General features: G+C 62.1%; 15 protein-coding genes. 11 read left to right on the top strand and 4 right to left on the bottom strand.

Going from position 1 to position 14,601, the window contains the following annotated elements; all coding sequences use genetic code 11:
• Window positions 1–31: 31 nt before the first annotated feature.
• On the bottom strand, window positions 32–931 hold the full coding sequence (locus tag AC5QPF_RS27145) for a chemotaxis protein CheW (protein WP_494960719.1): 900 nt from the start codon (window positions 929–931) through the stop codon (window positions 32–34).
• An 81-nt stretch (window positions 932–1,012) separates the two neighbouring features.
• Complete coding sequence (gene norR / locus AC5QPF_RS27140) at window positions 1,013–2,539, bottom strand: nitric oxide reductase transcriptional regulator NorR (RefSeq protein WP_494960718.1); 1,527 nt, start codon at window positions 2,537–2,539, stop codon at window positions 1,013–1,015.
• Window positions 2,540–2,698: 159 nt separating this feature from the next.
• On the opposite strand from norR, the gene hmpA reads away from it, so the two are divergent.
• The 9 genes from hmpA to AC5QPF_RS27095 all read left to right on the top strand — a co-directional run bounded on the left by hmpA (window position 2,699) and on the right by AC5QPF_RS27095 (window position 12,095).
• Window positions 2,699–3,880, top strand: a complete 1,182-nt coding sequence (gene hmpA, locus AC5QPF_RS27135; RefSeq protein WP_494960717.1) for an NO-inducible flavohemoprotein — start codon at window positions 2,699–2,701, stop codon at window positions 3,878–3,880.
• Window positions 3,881–4,139: 259 nt separating this feature from the next.
• Window positions 4,140–4,646: a disulfide bond formation protein B gene (locus tag AC5QPF_RS27130; RefSeq protein ID WP_494960716.1), complete on the top strand. Its 507-nt coding sequence runs from the start codon at window positions 4,140–4,142 to the stop codon at window positions 4,644–4,646.
• A gap of 560 nt (window positions 4,647–5,206) precedes the next feature.
• Complete coding sequence (gene cyoA, locus AC5QPF_RS27125; protein ID WP_330077945.1) at window positions 5,207–6,163, top strand: ubiquinol oxidase subunit II; 957 nt, start codon at window positions 5,207–5,209, stop codon at window positions 6,161–6,163.
• Window positions 6,164–6,166: 3 nt separating this feature from the next.
• Window positions 6,167–8,185 (top strand): cytochrome o ubiquinol oxidase subunit I, encoded by a 2,019-nt coding sequence (gene cyoB / locus AC5QPF_RS27120; protein WP_494960715.1) that lies wholly within the window; start codon window positions 6,167–6,169, stop codon window positions 8,183–8,185.
• Between the two features lie 3 nt (window positions 8,186–8,188).
• On the top strand, window positions 8,189–8,812 hold the full coding sequence (cyoC, locus tag AC5QPF_RS27115; RefSeq protein ID WP_330077943.1) for a cytochrome o ubiquinol oxidase subunit III: 624 nt from the start codon (window positions 8,189–8,191) through the stop codon (window positions 8,810–8,812).
• Window positions 8,813–9,148: a cytochrome o ubiquinol oxidase subunit IV gene (gene cyoD, locus AC5QPF_RS27110; protein ID WP_494960714.1), complete on the top strand. Its 336-nt coding sequence runs from the start codon at window positions 8,813–8,815 to the stop codon at window positions 9,146–9,148.
• An 11-nt stretch (window positions 9,149–9,159) separates the two neighbouring features.
• Window positions 9,160–10,047 carry a heme o synthase gene (cyoE, locus tag AC5QPF_RS27105; RefSeq protein ID WP_494960713.1) on the top strand — a complete coding sequence of 296 codons (888 nt, stop codon included), beginning with the start codon at window positions 9,160–9,162 and terminating at the stop codon, window positions 10,045–10,047.
• Window positions 10,048–10,331: 284 nt separating this feature from the next.
• Window positions 10,332–11,564 carry an alanine transaminase gene (gene alaC / locus AC5QPF_RS27100; RefSeq protein ID WP_494960712.1) on the top strand — a complete coding sequence of 411 codons (1,233 nt, stop codon included), beginning with the start codon at window positions 10,332–10,334 and terminating at the stop codon, window positions 11,562–11,564.
• Between the two features lie 171 nt (window positions 11,565–11,735).
• A complete protein-coding gene (locus tag AC5QPF_RS27095) occupies window positions 11,736–12,095 on the top strand; it encodes a YkgJ family cysteine cluster protein (protein WP_494960711.1) in 360 nt (119 codons plus the stop codon).
• Between the two features lie 91 nt (window positions 12,096–12,186).
• Here the strand turns inward: AC5QPF_RS27095 and AC5QPF_RS27090 are convergent, their stop codons facing one another.
• Window positions 12,187–12,660 (bottom strand): DMT family transporter, encoded by a 474-nt coding sequence (locus AC5QPF_RS27090; RefSeq protein ID WP_494960710.1) that lies wholly within the window; start codon window positions 12,658–12,660, stop codon window positions 12,187–12,189.
• A gap of 95 nt (window positions 12,661–12,755) precedes the next feature.
• Between AC5QPF_RS27090 and AC5QPF_RS27085 the strand changes: the two genes are divergently transcribed.
• Both AC5QPF_RS27085 and AC5QPF_RS27080 read left to right on the top strand, forming a co-directional pair.
• Window positions 12,756–13,685, top strand: coding sequence for a LysR substrate-binding domain-containing protein (locus AC5QPF_RS27085; RefSeq protein WP_494960709.1), 930 nt, complete (start codon window positions 12,756–12,758; stop codon window positions 13,683–13,685).
• The gene (locus AC5QPF_RS27080; RefSeq protein ID WP_494960708.1) at window positions 13,682–14,053 is read left to right on the top strand and encodes a lysozyme inhibitor LprI family protein; all 372 of its coding nucleotides are present in this window, start codon (window positions 13,682–13,684) and stop codon (window positions 14,051–14,053) included. Before AC5QPF_RS27085 ends, AC5QPF_RS27080 begins: the two co-directional genes overlap by 4 nt.
• A 110-nt stretch (window positions 14,054–14,163) precedes the next feature.
• Here AC5QPF_RS27080 and AC5QPF_RS27075 read toward each other — a convergent pair whose 3' ends face one another.
• A complete protein-coding gene (locus AC5QPF_RS27075; protein ID WP_494960707.1) occupies window positions 14,164–14,550 on the bottom strand; it encodes an HPF/RaiA family ribosome-associated protein in 387 nt (128 codons plus the stop codon).
• Window positions 14,551–14,601: the final 51 nt, after the last annotated feature.

The raw sequence follows: 14,601 nt of genomic DNA, 5'->3' as shown, positions 1-14,601 counted from the left end.
TGGCAGCGATGAGGCCCTCAGTAGCAATCCATTATCTCTCGGTAAAGGCTACCGTTCGTGCCGCGACGATCAAACAGTCGGTCAGCTCCGGCGAGGAAAACTTGGTCAGCACCGCATTCGCCCCCGCCGCCTTGGCCTTCTCGCTGTTCATCGCGCTGTCCAGCGAGGTGTGCAGCAGCACATAAAGATGCTGGAAGTCCGGCGTCTCGCGCAGGGTCCGGGTAAAGGCATAGCCATCCATCTCGGACATCTCGATGTCTGAGACCACCACGTCGATCTCCTGGTCGGTGCCCTGCAACTCCAGCAGCACGCCGATGGCGTCCTTGGCACTGCGCGCCGTGTGGCACTCCAGGCCCAGGCTTCGCAGGGTATAGATCGACTGCTGCAATGCCACCTGGCTGTCATCCACCACCAGTATGTTGGTCGCTGCCAGGATCGCAGCGTCTTCGTCACTGAGCTGGGCCGGAGAATCGTGGTGATGGACCGGGGCGATGGTGTGGATGACCTTCTCGATATCCAGTACCTGCACCAGGTTGTCATCGATACGGGTCACGCCGGTGATAAAGGATTTATCCCCCGAACCATAGGGTGGCGGACGGATATCGGTGCTCAGGCAGTGGACGATGCGGCTCACTGCCTGGACATGCAGGCCCTGCTTGGAGCGGCTGATATCGGTGACGATCAGGCAGCCGCCGTTGGGATCGGCCAGCGGCCGCTCGCCGATCGCGCGGGACAGGTCGATCACCGGCAGTGACTGGCCGCGCAGGGTCGCCACGCCTTTGACGTGGGGATGAGCCTCGGGCAGGCGGGTCAGGGGCGGGCAGGCAATGATCTCGCTGACCTTGAGCAGGTTGATCGCCATCAGCTTGCCGCTGCGCAGGGTGAACAGCAGCAGCGACAGCGAGTCCGCGCGGGCTTTTTGCGAGAACATAGAAACCTTCGTGATGATGAATTTCAGGGGCTGGTGCCGGGTTATCGACCCGACCGCTCAGCGCTTTAGCATATCCGTAAATCAGCGCAGGCCAAGTCGGCGTGCCAGACGCGCAAGGTTGGCGCGGTCCAGGCCCAGTTCGCGGGCGGCGCTGGCCCAGTTGCCCTGGTGGCGTTCCAGGCATTGGCCGATCAGTTGGCGTTGGTAGTGGTCGACGGCCTGGCGCAGGTCGCCGCCGGTTTGCGTCGCGGAGGGCGTGACGGTAGTGGCGGGCGCCAGGCTGGTGACGCCGGGCAGGTCGAGGTCGCTGCCATCGAGGGTGAGAATCCGCGGGCGGTCCTGGTGTTGGCCGAGGGCCTTGAGCGCCGAGCGGCCGATCAGGTGCTCCAGTTCGCGGACATTGCCCGGCCAGTTGTACGCCAGCAGCGCGGCCTGGGCCTCGGGGCTCAGGCGCAGGCTGTTGAGGCCCATGCGCGAGCGGTTCTGTTCGAGGAAGTAGCCGGCCAGCAGCAATACGTCGCGGCCCCGCTCGCGCAGGGCCGGCACTGGCAGCGGGTAGACGCTGAGACGATGATAGAAGTCGGCGCGGTAGCGGCCGGCGCGGACCTCCTCGGCCAGGTCGCGGTTGGTCGCGGCGATCAGGCGCACGTCGACGCGGTGCTCCTGGTCCGAGCCAAGGCGTTGCAACTGGCCGCTCTGCAGCACCCGCAGCAGCTTGGCCTGGACCATCAGGGACAGCTCGCCGACTTCGTCGAGAAACAGCGTGCCGCCGTTGGCCAGCTCGAACTTGCCGCGGCGTTCGCCCACCGCGCCGGTGAAGGCGCCGCGTACATGGCCGAACAGTTCGCTCTCCACCAGGGTGTCGGGCAGGGCCGCGCAGTTGAGGCTGATCAGCGGCTTGTCGGCCCGTGCCGAGGCCTGGTGGATGGCCTGGGCCACCAGTTCCTTGCCGACCCCGGTTTCCCCGGTGATCAGTACCGTCAGGTCGCTGCCGCCGACCAGGCGGATTTCTTCCAGCAGACGCTTGTGCGCCTTGCTCTGTCCGATCAGTTCTTTGTGCTGCTGGTCGCTGGCTTGGCGATAGACCTCGGCGCGCAAGGCCAGGCCCTCGATCCGCTGGGCCACGTTGACTGTGGCGGCGGCAAGGCTGGCGAAGGCTTGCAGGGAGTCCAGCTCGACCTGCTGGAAACTGCCCGGGGTCAGCGCGTCGAGGGTGATCAGCCCCCACGGGCGCTCGTCGACGAATAGCGGGCAACCCATGCAGTCGTGGACTTCCAGGTGTTGGTGCAGCCCCTCGACCAGGCCGTCGTAGGGATCCGGCAGCTCGCTGTCACTGGCGAAGCGGGTTGGTTCGCTGCGGCTGAGCAGGGCGGCGAAGCGCGGGTGTTCGCTGACCCGGAAGCGCCGGCCCAGGGTGTCGGCGCTGAGTCCGTCCACCGCCAGCGGCACCAGCCACTCGCCCTCCAGGCGCAACAAGGCGGCAGCATCGCAGGGCAGCAGGGTGCGCATGGCTTCGAGCAGGCGGCGATAGCGTTCGTGCTCGGGCAACTCGCGGGACAGGTCGCTGACCAGGGGCAGCAGGGCGGTAAGCAGGGGTTTTGCGGTCATAATGACTCCTGTGAGTCTTTATGACTCTAGCAGCTTATGTGTCAAATTGACTCTTTATGGTTTCAACTGCCTGATTTTATTGGGTTTAAACATTGGCACGGATCATGAAGTGACGACAGCAGTGTTTAAACAGAAGCCAACAGGCTCAGGAGTCGTTTCATGTTGACCGCCGAAGACCGTGCAATCATCAAGGCCACCGTCCCGCTGCTGGAAAGCGGGGGTGAAGCCCTGACCACTCATTTCTACAAGATGATGCTCAGCGAGTACCCCGAGGTGCGTCCGCTCTTCAACCAGGCCCACCAGGCCAGCGGCGACCAGCCGCGAGCCCTGGCTAACGGCGTGCTGATGTACGCCCGGCATATCGACCAGTTGGAGCAATTGGGAGGCCTGGTCGGGCAGATCGTCAACAAGCATGTGGCCTTGCAGATCCTGCCGGAACATTACCCGATCGTCGGTAGCTGCCTGCTGCGCGCCATCGAGGAAGTGCTCGGCAGCGAGATCGCCACCCCCGAGGTGCTGAAGGCCTGGGGCGCGGCTTATGGACAGTTGGCCGATATCCTTATCGGTGCCGAGGAAGGCCTGTACCAGGCCAAGGAGCAGGCCAACGGCGGTTGGCGTGGTGCGCGGGTCTTCACCCTGGTGGAGCGAGTGGAGGAGAGTGCCGAGATCGTCTCCTTCTGGTTTGCCCCTGTGGATGGCAAGCCGGTGCTTGTAGCCGAGCCGGGTCAGTACATCGGCCTGCAACTGGTGATCGATGGCGTCGAGCAGCGTCGCAACTATTCGCTGTCGACCCTGGGCGATGGTCGCCTGTACCGCATTAGCGTCAAGCGCGAGGCCGAAGGCAAGGTGTCCAACTACCTGCACGACCAGTTCAAGGTCGGCGACAGCATCAACCTGTTCCCGCCGGCGGGTGACTTCACCCTGGCCGCCAATGACAAGCCGCTGGTGCTGATCAGTGGCGGCGTCGGCATCACTCCGACCCTGGCGATGCTGGATGCCGCGCTGGAGAGCGGACGGCAGATCCACTTCATCCACTGTGCGCGCAACGGTGGGGTACATGCGTTCCGTGAGCATGTGGACGCCCTGGCGGCGCGTCATCCGCAACTGAAGCGTTTCTATTGCTATGAGGTGGATGACGGCGTGAGTATGCCAGCGGATGCGCTGGGGCAACTGAGCCAGGCGCAGTTGGAGCAGTGGTTGCCGCAGGAGCGGGACCTGGACGCCTACTTCCTCGGGCCCAAGGGCTTCATGGCGGCAATCAAGCGCCATCTCAAAGCGCTGCGGGTGCCTGAAGGGCAGAGTCGCTATGAGTTCTTCGGGCCGGCTGCGGCTCTGGAGTAACCACCACCGTGGGCTGGCTTGCCTGCGAAGGACCGCTTTGCGGTCCTTCGCAGGCAAGCCAGCTACAACATCCGCGCAGAATCAGTCGATTAATCCCCCTTTAATCTCCCTCCGCTTCACTTCCTTCCCGCGCCTGCCCCTTTTCACGCGGACTTCACTTCTGTTTCATGGTCTGCCTGTAGACTTTCGGCCTGCGCGCGGTCATCTTGTGCGCCCCGCGAATTCCGCGCGGCCGAACCACTGAGTGAAGGGAATGCCAATGAACGAGCAATCGCAGCGCCTGAATCGCGAACGGCGCTTCCTGGTCCTTTTGGGTGTCATCTGCCTGGCGCTGATCGGCGGCGCGTTGTACATGCAGATCGTCCTCGGCGAGGCGCCTTGCCCGCTGTGCATCCTGCAACGCTACGCCCTGCTGCTCATCGCCCTGTTCGCCTTCATCGGAGCGGCCATGCCTGGCAAGCGCAGCCTGACCATCTTCGAGGCGCTGGTGGTGCTCAGTGCCCTGGGTGGCGTCGCTGCGGCGGGCAACCACGTCTACATCCTCGCCAATCCTTCTGTCAGTTGCGGCATCGATACCCTGCAACCGATCGTCGACGGACTACCGCTGGCCTCGGTCCTGCCCCTGGTGTTCCAGGTCGACGGTTTCTGCTCCACCCCATACCCACCTGTATTGGGACTTTCCCTTGCACAATGGGCACTTGTAGCCTTCGTCCTGACCGTCGTGCTGGTGCCGCTGGGCATCTGGCGCAACCGTCGCCAGGGTTAGACAAAAGTCCTGTTTTGACGCAAGTCCCTTGTGCGGCGAGATTTCCCACAATGCCCACAGGGCAATTGACTTGCGTCAACCCCGAGCCCTTGTGGGACGGGCGTTTCAGAGCTATTAGGGCGGGTGCGACAAACTGTCGCGAAACTGATTTTTTGCCCTGGATTATTACACTTCCTGTAAAAGACTGTTGCTCAATAAGTCATAGTCAAGGGGGGGCTACCTATCTACAATCGCCCCCAATTTCCGTTCGGCACTGCTTGCTAAGTCGCAGTTTCAAAGGCCCCGAGGCCTTTTTTGCTGACTTCGACGAGCATCGCCCGCGGCGATGCCGGGCTGACTCCCCTCCGTGATTTTCCGCACCAAATGGACTTGGTCTGAAATACAGGCCTGTTGCCCACGAAGTCAGAACAATAACCACGTACCACCCAAGGTTTATGCCGAGCAGCGTCGCTCCTCAAGGTATGACCTTATTCGCCCGTAAATGCTGACACCAGGCAGGAAGAGGTGTTGGCGACCAAAACACAAATTGCATTGAAGCAAGCTGATCTAGAGGTCGTGAGATGAGTAAAAAGCGTTACCCCAGACTGTTTGGCATTCTGCCCTTTTTAGGCATGCTTTTACTCAGTGGGTGCAACTGGACCCTGCTCGACCCGAAGGGCCAGGTCGGCATTGAGCAAAAGAACCTTATCCTGATCGCCTTCGGCCTCATGCTGCTGGTGGTCGTCCCGGTCATCTGCATGACCCTGGCGTTCGCCTGGAAGTACCGTGCTTCCAACAAGGCTGCCAAGTACACCCCGGACTGGTCGCACTCGACCAAGATCGAAGTGGCGGTCTGGACCATCCCGGTCCTGATCATCATCGCCCTGGGCGTCGTCACCTACAAAACCACCCATGAGCTGGACCCGTATCGTCCGCTGGTTTCCGACGTGAAGCCGGTGCAGATCGACGTGGTCGCCCTGGACTGGAAATGGCTGTTCATCTACCCGGAACAAGGCATCGCCACCGTCAACAAGATCGTCTTCCCGGCCAACACCCCGGTGAACTTCCGCGTGACCTCCGATGCAGTGATGAACTCGTTCTTCATCCCGGCGCTGGGCGGCCAGATCTACGCGATGGCCGGCATGACCACCAAGCTGCACCTGATCGCCAATGAAAACGGCGAGTTCGACGGTATCTCGGCGAACTACAGCGGTGCTGGCTTCACCGGCATGAAGTTCAAGGCAGTCGCCACCTCCCAGGCCGATTTCGAGGCGTGGGTGAACGAAGTCAAGCAATCGCCAAAACAGCTGGACGAAGCTGAATACGCAGCCTTGGCCAAACCGAGCGAAAACAATCCAGTCGCGCTGTACAGCGTGGCGCCGGCCGACCAGTTCCAGACCATCGTCGACAAGTACGAAGGCATGAACCGCGGCAAGCCGGTGGTACACGAGAAGGCCGAGCACAAAGAAGCAGCGGCCACCAAGGGTACCGAAGGGATGGACGTGAGTATGCATTCAGCTGCCGGGGCAGAGGAGTAAGAGATGTTCGGTAAATTAAGTCTGGACGCGATCCCGTATCACGAGCCGATCGTCATGGTGACCCTCGCCATGATCGCGCTCGGTGGTATCGCGTTGTTCGCGGCAATCACCTATTTCAAGAAGTGGACCTACCTCTGGTCCGAGTGGCTGACCTCGGTCGACCACAAGAAGATCGGCGTGATGTACATCATCGTCGCCATGCTGATGCTGATCCGCGGCTTCGCCGACGCGATCATGATGCGTACCCAGCTCGCGGCCGCCACCGGCGGTTCCGAGGGCTACCTGCCGCCTGAACACTATGACCAGATCTTCACCGCCCACGGTGTGATCATGATCATCTTCATGGCGATGCCATTCTTCACCGGCCTGATGAACCTGGCGCTGCCGCTGCAGATCGGCGCCCGTGACGTGGCCTTCCCGTTCCTGAACTCCCTGAGCTTCTGGCTGCTGGTGTCCGGCGTTGCGCTGGTCAACATCTCCCTGGGCGTCGGCGAATTCGCCAAGACCGGCTGGGTTGCCTACCCACCACTGTCGGGTATCCAGTACAGCCCTGGCGTTGGCGTTGACTACTACATCTGGGCGCTACAGCTGTCCGGTTTGGGTACAACGTTGACCGGCGTGAACTTCCTGGTGACCGTGCTGAAAATGCGCGCACCTGGCATGAAGCTGATGGACATGCCGATCTTCACCTGGACCTGCACCTGGGCCAACGTGCTGATCGTTGCTTCGTTCCCGATCCTGACTGCTGCACTGGCTCTGCTGACCGTTGACCGTTATCTGGACTTCCACATCTTCACCAACGAGCTTGGTGGGAACCCGATGATGTACGTCAACCTGTTCTGGGCCTGGGGTCACCCTGAGGTTTACATCCTGATCCTGCCGGCCTTCGGTGTGTTCTCGGAAGTCACCTCGACCTTCACCGGCAAGCGCCTGTTCGGTCACCACTCGATGATCTACGCATCGGGCGCGATCGCGGTACTGGGCTTCGCGGTATGGCTGCACCACTTCTTCACCATGGGCTCCGGCGCCAGCGTCAACACCTTCTTCGGTCTGGCGACGATGCTGATTTCGATCCCGACCGGCGTCAAACTGTTCAACTGGCTGTTCACCATCTACCAGGGCCGTCTGCGCTTCACCGCGCCAGTCCTCTGGACCCTGGGCTTCATGGTCACCTTCTCCATCGGTGGCATGACCGGCGTACTGCTGGCCGTTCCAGGTGCTGACTTCGTGCTGCACAACAGCCTGTTCGTGATCGCGCACTTCCACAACGTGATCATCGGCGGCGCGGTATTCGGTTACGTAGCGGGCTTCGCCTTCTGGTTCCCGAAAGCCTTCGGCTTCACCCTGAACGAGAAGTGGGGCAAGGCTGCCTTCTGGTTCTGGATCTCCGGCTTCTACGTGGCATTCATGCCGCTGTACGCCCTGGGCTTCATGGGCATGACCCGTCGTCTGAACCACTCGGACAACCCTGCCTGGGAACCGTACCTGTACGTTGCCGTGGTCGGCGCCGTGCTGATCCTGTTCGGTATCGCTTGCCAGCTGATCCAGCTGTACGTGTCGATCCGCGATCGCAAGGACAACCTGGACGTGACCGGCGACCCATGGGGCGGCCGTACCCTGGAATGGTCGACTTCGTCGCCACCAGCGTTCTACAACTTCGCCACCATGCCTGAGAAAGTGGGCCTGGACGCCTGGCACGAAGCCAAGGAAGCCGGCGTTGCGTACAAGGTTCCGGCCAAGTACGAAGCGATCCACATGCCGAACAACACCTCCACCGGTGTGTTCATGGGCCTGTTCCTGACCATCTTCGGCTTTGCCTTCATCTGGCACATCTGGTGGCTGGTCGGTGTCAGCCTGTTCGCCACCGTTGCAGTCTTCGTTCGCCACGCTGCTCGTGACGACCAGGGCTACATGGTTCCGGCCGAGGAAGTTGCGCGCATCGAAGGTGAGCGCATGAAAGCCCTGGGTCTGGCCACTGGTGCGCCTGCCGGTGCACGTGTCGAATCGTTTGAGCGGGTGTAATCAATGTCCAGTCATGTAATCAACGCAGATGTCCATGGTCACGACCATGGGCATGACGATCACCACCACGACAGCAGCGAGATGACCGTCTTCGGTTTCTGGCTGTACCTGATGACCGACTGCATCCTGTTTGCGTCGATCTTCGCGACCTACGCGGTGCTGTCCGGTAACTTCGCCGGCGGCCCGTCGGGTCATGACATCTTCGAGCTGAACTACGTACTGGGCGAGACCGCGCTGCTGCTGTTCTCCAGTATCACCTTCGGTTTCGCGATGCTGCAGATGTACAAGGGCAACAAGGGTGGCGTACTGGCCTGGCTGGCCGTCACCTGGCTGCTCGGTGCCGGCTTCATCGGCATGGAAGTCAACGAGTTCCACCTGCTGATCAGCGAAGGCTTCGGCCCGAGCCGCAGCGGCTTCCTGTCGGGCTTCTTCGCCCTGGTGGGGACTCACGGTCTGCACGTGACTGCAGGTCTGATCTGGATGGCAATCCTGATGTATCAGATCAACAAGCACGGCATCACCAACACCCACAAGACCCGCATGAGCTGCCTGAGCCTGTTCTGGCACTTCCTGGACGTGGTCTGGATCTGCGTGTTCACCGTCGTGTACCTGATGGGGGTTCTGTAAATGGCTAACGCAAACAACCACGGTCACGACGAAGCCAACCACGGCAGCGTCAAGTCGTACGGCATCGGTTTCATCCTGTCGGTGATCCTGACGGTCATCCCGTTCTACCTGGTGATGAACCCGAGCCTGCCGAAGGACATGACCCTGCTGGTCATCATCGGCTTCGCCGTGATCCAGATCGTCGTGCACCTGTACTACTTCCTGCACCTGGATGGTTCGAAAGCGGCACGCTCCAGCGTGACGTCGTTCCTGTTCACGGCGCTGGTGATTGCACTGCTGGTCGGCCTGTCCCTGTGGATCATGTTCAGCATCCACACCAGCATGATGGCGAAGTGAGGTAAGGCGGCATGTCCCTTAAGCACTACATTCAAATCACCAAGCCGGGAATCATTTTCGGCAACGTGTTGTCGGTAGCGGGCGGGTTCTTCCTCGCCGCGCAAGGGCATGTCGACTTCATGCTGTTCCTCGCCACGGTGATCGGTACTTCGTTGGTGGTCGCCTCCGGTTGTGTCTTCAACAACTGGATCGACCGTGACATCGACGTGAAGATGGAGCGCACGAAAAACCGTGCGATGGTGCAGGGCGCGATTTCCTCGCCCGTGGCGCTGGCCTACGCGACCCTGCTCGGGGTCGCAGGCTTCGGCCTGCTGTACTTCAAGGCCAATGCCTTGGCAGCGCTGTGCGGCCTGATCGGCTTCATCATCTACGTCGGTTTCTACAGCCTGTACCTCAAGCGCAAGTCGGTGCACGGCACCCTGGTTGGCAGCCTGTCCGGTGCCATGCCTCCGGTGATCGGCTACTGCGCCGTAAGCGGCCAGTTCGACCTGGCAGCGCTGACCCTGCTGGTGATGTTCAGCCTGTGGCAGATGCCGCACTCCTATGCCATCGCGATCTTCCGCTTCAACGACTACCGCGCTGCGTCGATCCCGGTCCTGCCGGTCGAGCGTGGCGTGCAGGCGGCGAAGAAGCAGATCATCTGGTACATCGTTGCGTTCATCGTCGCGACCCTGATGCTTACCGTCGGCGGCTACGCGGGCCTGGGCTACCTGGCCGTCGCCGCTGCCATGGGCCTGTACTGGCTGTACATGGCACTGCGCGGCAACAAGGTGACCGATGACCGCCTGTGGGCGCGCAAGGTGTTCGCCTTCTCCATCTTCACCATCACTGCCCTGAGCGTGATGATGTCGGTGGATACCCGTTCGCCGGTCGATGTGCTGATGACCTACGTGCACTGAGTACGCAAGGTCTGACGAAGACGCCCCGGAGCCGAGAGGTTCCGGGGCGTTTTTGTTTCTGCCTTTCCGGCCTCATCGCGGGCAACGCCCGCTCCCACAAGGTTCCAGGCGACTCCGAACCTTGTGGGAGCGGGCGTTGCCCGCGATGAGGCCGGTACAGACAAAAACAGAGTCAGGAAATATCGCTTTACATCCATCCACCACCGGCCCTACATTCTCCCTCGGCCACCGCAGTGGCCAACGTCGCTCGGACGGTTCCGGGCGCTTACGTCTCCGAGGAAAGCATGGCCGACTCCAGTTCGCCGCGCCGCTTTGCGCGCATCGATCGTCTCCCCCCCTACGTCTTCAACATCACCGCCGAACTCAAGATGGCCGCGCGCCGTCGTGGCGAGGACATCATCGACCTGAGCATGGGCAACCCCGACGGGGCCACGCCGCCGCACATCGTCGAGAAGCTGGTGCAGGTCGCCCAGCGCGAGGACACCCACGGCTATTCCACTTCCCGAGGCATCCCCCGTCTGCGCCGCGCGATCTCGCGCTGGTACGAGGAGCGCTACAAGGTCGAGATCGACCCGGAAAGCGAAGCCATCGTCACCATCGGCTCCAAGGAAGGCCTGGCTCACCTGATGCTGGCAACCCTGGACCACGGCGACACGGTGCTGGTGCCCAACCCCAGCTACCCGATCCATATCTACGGGGCGGTGATCGCCGGCGCCCAGGTGCGTTCGGTACCGCTGGTGCCTGGCGTGGACTTCTTCGCCGAGCTGGAACGGGCCATCCGCGAATCCATTCCGAAACCGAAGATGATGATCCTCGGCTTCCCCTCGAACCCTACGTCGCAGTGCGTGGAGCTGGACTTCTTCGAGCGGGTGGTGGAACTGGCCAAGCAGTATGGCGTGCTGGTGATCCACGACCTGGCCTATGCCGACATCGTCTACGACGGCTGGAAAGCCCCGTCGATCATGCAGGTGCCCGGTGCCAAGGACATCGCGGTGGAGTTCTTCACCCTGTCCAAGAGCTACAACATGGCCGGCTGGCGCATCGGCTTCATGGTCGGCAACCCGGAGCTGGTCAGCGCCCTGGCGCGCATCAAGAGCTACCACGACTACGGCACCTTCACCCCGCTGCAGGTCGCGGCCATCGCCGCCCTTGAAGGCGACCAGCAGTGCGTGCTGGACATCGCCGAGCAGTACCGCCAGCGCCGCAACGTGCTGGTCAAGGGTCTGCACGAGACCGGCTGGATGGTCGAGAACCCCAAGGCGTCGATGTACGTCTGGGCCAAGATCCCCGAGCAGTATGCGCACCTGGGCTCGCTGGAGTTCTCCAAGAAGCTGCTGGCCGAGGCCAAGGTCTGTGTGTCGCCGGGCATCGGTTTCGGTGACTACGGCGACGACCACGTACGCTTCGCCCTGATCGAGAACCAGGACCGGATCCGCCAGGCGGTACGCGGTATCCGCCAGATGTTCCGTGCCGACGGCATCGAGCCGCCGAAGGCCACGAAACCGGTCAAGGCCTGAGGTCTTGCCGAAAGCCCGAAGCCCCCGTGATACGGGCGCTTCGGGCTTTTTTCATTCCGCCGGTCGGGCGCCAAACTTTCTTTTCGCAACCCCCTTCTCAACGGCGTGCCGTTGCATAGAATTGGCGACGGGACTCTCCCCATAACGACAATTCTCCCCCCTCCCGACATCATGTCCGACAGCCATCCTTGCTTGAGTTGCGGCGCCTGCTGCGCGCATTTCCGTGTTTCCTTTTTCTGGGGTGAATGCGCCTCGGCCGGTGGTTGCGTACCGGACGACCTGGTGGTTCAGATTACTCCGCATCGGGTTGCGATGATCGGCACCGATGCCAAGCCTTCGCGCTGCATCTCCCTGAGCGGGGAAGTGGGCAGGGCGGTCAGTTGCAACATGTACGAGCAGCGCTCGACCCCCTGTCGGGAGTTCGAAGCGTCCTGGGAGTACGGCGAGCACAATCAGCGCTGCGACGATGCCCGTGCGGCCCATGGCTTGCTGCCGTTGCAGCCGTTCGACTTTGGCGCCACGGCAGCCTGACGGGGTTCCTCGAGCACTTCTCTGGCTCAAACGGGCGTGACAAATGACTTACGCCTACGCGGCCTTTTGCCTTAGAAAGGCCGCGATCCTCTCAGCGCCGAGTCCCACACTGCACCACCAGCATCCCCACCACGATCAACCCCACCCCCAGCAGCCGCAGCAGGTTCACCGGCCGCTCCGGCAACCCCATCAACCCCCAGTGGTCCATCGCCAGCGACGACAACACCTGCCCGGCCACTACGCAGACGATGAACCCCGCCGCGCCCAGCTTCGGCGTGAGGATAAGCGCCGCCGTGATATAGACCACCCCGGCTACCCCACCGAACCACGCCCACCATGGCGCATTCGCCAGTGCGGTTAGCTGCGGCATTGGCGCACGCATCAACCACAGCGCCGGCAACACCAGCACCACGCTCACCGACAACGACACCAGCGCCGCCCACAACGGATGCCCGAGCAGACGTCCCAACGCGGCATTGCCGCCCGCCTGGAATGGCACGGCGGCACCGGCGAGCAGGGCGATCAGCGGCAACAGCACTACAGCAGGGGCAAAATTCACATTCACGGTGGACTCCTTGATACGCATGACAGGCATGAGGCAGTCTTGGTTATTCACGCGTTGGATGGAAATTCGGATTCAATACACGGACTATTCGCTAAATGGATGATTTGCGTCGCATTGACCTCAACCTGCTGCTGACCTTGCACGCCCTGCTGGCCGAGCAGCATGTGTCCCGCGCCGCCCTGCGCCTGCACCGCAGTCAGCCGGCGGTGAGCCATGCCCTGGCGCAGTTGCGCGAGATCTTCGCCGACCCGTTGCTGGTACGCCGCGGCGGCCGGCTGCAACCCACCACGCGCGCCCTGGCCTTGGTGCAGCCGTTGCAGGAAGCACTGCAACAGCTGGACGCGCTGCTCAGCAGCCCCGGTTTCGATCCTGCCCGGGCGCGACGCAGCTTTCGCCTGGCGATGTCCGACTACGGTGCGCGTGTGGTGCTGCCGCGCCTGATGCGTGAGCTGCGCGAAACTGCGCCGGGTATCGACCTGGTGGTGACCCAGGGCAGCCGCGAGGCCATGCTCAGCCAACTGATGGATGGTGAGGTGGACCTGGCCCTGGCGGTGTTTCCCGACCTCGCCGAGCCTTTGCGCGCGCAGACCCTGTTCGTGGAGGGCTTCGCCTGCCTGGCTGATCGCGAAACCCTGCCGGCCCGTGGCGGTCTGAGCCTGGCGCAGTGGCTGGCGCGGCCCCACGTGCTGGTAGCGGTGCGTCCGGGGGCCGACAACGAGATTGACCTGGCCCTGGCCGCGCTGGGTGAACAACGCCGAGTTGCCCTGGCGCTGCCACACTGGACGGCAGCCACCGAGGTGATCGCCGGCACCGACCTTGTGCTCACCGTGGCCCGCCGTAGCGTATTGCGTCCGCCGCAGGGCTTGCGCTGCTTCGAGCCGCCCTTGCCAATTCGGGCCTTCGATTTCCAGCAGGCCTGGCACGAACGCCGCGAGGGCGACGTTGCCCATCGCTGGTTGCGCGGGCAGGTGATGCGCGCATGCCAGCTTGAATCCGTTCAACCACGACATGGAGTTAGCCGATGAATCCGAGAATCCTTGCCAGTGCCCTGGTCCTGCTGGGTGCCAGCCAATTGGCCCAGGCCGACAGCTATAGCCAATGCATGAAGACCGCCAATACCACGATGGCCATGCGCGACTGTTCCGGTGCCGAACTCAAGCGCCAGGACGTCCGGCTGAACCAGACCTACAAGAGCGCCATGGGCAGCCTCGAGCAACCGCAGCAGGACAAGCTGCGCGAGGCCCAGCGAGCGTGGGTGAAGTACCGGGATGCCAATTGCGGGATGTATTACGGGCTGACGGGCGGGACTATCGACCAGCTCAATGGGGCGGGGTGTGAGGTGGACATGACCAAGCAGCGAGCCGATGAGTTGGAGAAGCTGCAAAGCCATTGAAGGCCAGCGCCCACAGGGTGCGAGGTTGGCCATCAGATGTGCAAATAAAAAGCCCCGGGTCCTTGGGACCCGGGGCTTCTACCATCTCGCATTTCTGGTTCTGGTGTGTTTCAGCCCAGCCGCTCCAGGAATTCCTCCTGCAGCAGCGCGTCATTGGCGCTGCTGTTCTGCTCGGCCACCGCGCGTTTGCTGCGCAGCTTGCCATAAAGGTGTTCCAGGGCGTTGTTCAGTTTCTGTGCGGCACCTTCGATGGCTTGTTCCAGCGAAGCGGCCTTGTGAGTAACGGAAATCGGTTGATGGCCTTTTGGGCGTGCCTCCATCTGGCAGCGTTTATCGTGCGGGCCGGGCTTGTCGCCGTTCTCGTCCCGCAGATGCACTTCGATGCGGGTCAGGCAATCGTCGTAGCGTTCGAGCGTGCTTTCCACCGTGCTGCGTACCCACTGCTCCAGCCGGATGTTGCCTTGAATATGGTTGTCGCTGTTGACCTGGATTTGCATGATTCCAATCCTTATTCAGCTAGCTCGCAAGAGACTGATGAGGGGAGAGGT

This window comes from Pseudomonas sp. Con_6 (assembly GCF_059379395.1).
Note: the sequence above shows the minus strand (reverse complement) of the source record. Positions and strands in the feature narration are given on the sequence as shown.

Excerpts from the sequence above, each read along its gene's own strand:
- AC5QPF_RS27145 (WP_494960719.1), bottom strand. The coding sequence starts at position 931 with ATGTTCTCGCAAAAAGCCCGCGCGGACTCGCTGTCGCTGCTGCTGTTC.
- norR (WP_494960718.1), bottom strand. The coding sequence starts at position 2,539 with ATGACCGCAAAACCCCTGCTTACCGCCCTGCTGCCCCTGGTCAGCGAC.
- hmpA (WP_494960717.1), top strand. The coding sequence starts at position 2,699 with ATGTTGACCGCCGAAGACCGTGCAATCATCAAGGCCACCGTCCCGCTG.
- AC5QPF_RS27130 (WP_494960716.1), top strand. The coding sequence starts at position 4,140 with ATGAACGAGCAATCGCAGCGCCTGAATCGCGAACGGCGCTTCCTGGTC.
- cyoA (WP_330077945.1), top strand. The coding sequence starts at position 5,207 with ATGAGTAAAAAGCGTTACCCCAGACTGTTTGGCATTCTGCCCTTTTTA.
- cyoB (WP_494960715.1), top strand. The coding sequence starts at position 6,167 with ATGTTCGGTAAATTAAGTCTGGACGCGATCCCGTATCACGAGCCGATC.
- cyoC (WP_330077943.1), top strand. The coding sequence starts at position 8,189 with ATGTCCAGTCATGTAATCAACGCAGATGTCCATGGTCACGACCATGGG.
- cyoD (WP_494960714.1), top strand. The coding sequence starts at position 8,813 with ATGGCTAACGCAAACAACCACGGTCACGACGAAGCCAACCACGGCAGC.
- cyoE (WP_494960713.1), top strand. The coding sequence starts at position 9,160 with ATGTCCCTTAAGCACTACATTCAAATCACCAAGCCGGGAATCATTTTC.
- alaC (WP_494960712.1), top strand. The coding sequence starts at position 10,332 with ATGGCCGACTCCAGTTCGCCGCGCCGCTTTGCGCGCATCGATCGTCTC.
- AC5QPF_RS27095 (WP_494960711.1), top strand. The coding sequence starts at position 11,736 with ATGTCCGACAGCCATCCTTGCTTGAGTTGCGGCGCCTGCTGCGCGCAT.
- AC5QPF_RS27085 (WP_494960709.1), top strand. The coding sequence starts at position 12,756 with ATGGATGATTTGCGTCGCATTGACCTCAACCTGCTGCTGACCTTGCAC.
- AC5QPF_RS27080 (WP_494960708.1), top strand. The coding sequence starts at position 13,682 with ATGAATCCGAGAATCCTTGCCAGTGCCCTGGTCCTGCTGGGTGCCAGC.
- AC5QPF_RS27075 (WP_494960707.1), bottom strand. The coding sequence starts at position 14,550 with ATGCAAATCCAGGTCAACAGCGACAACCATATTCAAGGCAACATCCGG.